The following is a 1,045-nucleotide window of genomic DNA, read 5'->3' as shown; positions in this document are numbered from 1 at the left end:
TTTATGAGTTTGCGCTCTAAAACCGTATTTCTTCAACATTTGTAAAGAGTTTCTTTTTTCACCCATTTGGTGCGTGAAAAAAGAACACCTTTCTGTTAATGTAGATTTGACGAAAATACAAAACAGAGGTGTTCTATATGTCAAATTTACGCGATAATCGACTAAGTTTCAATAAAAATGTTCAAATTTCCTCAAAAAGTGAAAAGCTATCTTCCCATGGCGGATTGATTTTGGTTCGTGAGTTCCTCGAAAAAATTCAGTTTAATAAATTAGTGAAGAAAAATGTGCATTTTGAAGACAAGCGGAAATTCTTTACCCATTCAAAGAACACAACGTTTCTTCAGGTACTGTATCAACTCATTTCAGGTTATAAGTCGGATAGCGCAGCCAATGCCTTGCGGCATGATCCCGTTTTTAAGCTCATCTTAGATGAACAAGAAGGCAGTTCACAGCCAACTATCTCTCGGTTCTTTTCAGAATCGACAGAAAAAAATTTAGATGAATTGAATGACTTGACACAAGCCTTAATCAAGCTGTTTCATGAATCTCAAGCTACACAAGAAATGGTTTTAGATTTAGATTCTACTCATTCTGATACATTTGGTAACCAAGAGTCTACTGATTATAATGCTCACTATGGGACAACTGGCTACCATCCATTGCTTGCTTTTGATGGACTTACAGGTCTTTTTCTTGGAGCTAAGCTGCGTTCTGGAAACCAATATACCTCAAAAGGTGTCGGTTCTTTTGTCCGTGATTTACTAGATTCCTATAAAGACCGTACAACTGAGTTAAATATTCTGGTACGTGGAGACAGCGGATTTGCCACACCTGAAGTTTATGAACTAGCAGACGATTACTCCGTTCAATTTGTGATCCGGCTAAAAGCTAATACGAAACTTCAAACGATTGCAGAACATCTGATCACCTATGGTGATGATACGAATTGGGAAGAAACAGAAGTTCAGTACTTTAACATCGATTATCAAGCAAAATCATGGAAGAAACCTCAAAGAGTAGTGATAAAATCGACACGCGATGGATT

1 protein-coding gene is annotated in these 1,045 nt (G+C 37.1%); it reads left to right on the top strand.

The window, feature by feature from the left end; all coding sequences use genetic code 11:
• Positions 1 to 137 precede the first annotated feature (137 nt).
• Positions 138 to 1,045: IS1380 family transposase (locus tag ACEN4L_RS13395; protein ID WP_407097745.1), on the top strand; the 908-nt coding region annotated here is incomplete at its 3' end.

It is taken from the genome of Desemzia sp. FAM 23988 (genome assembly GCF_045528365.1).
GTDB lineage: Bacteria > Bacillota > Bacilli > Lactobacillales > Carnobacteriaceae > Desemzia.
This window is presented reverse-complemented; position numbering and strand designations above follow the sequence as displayed.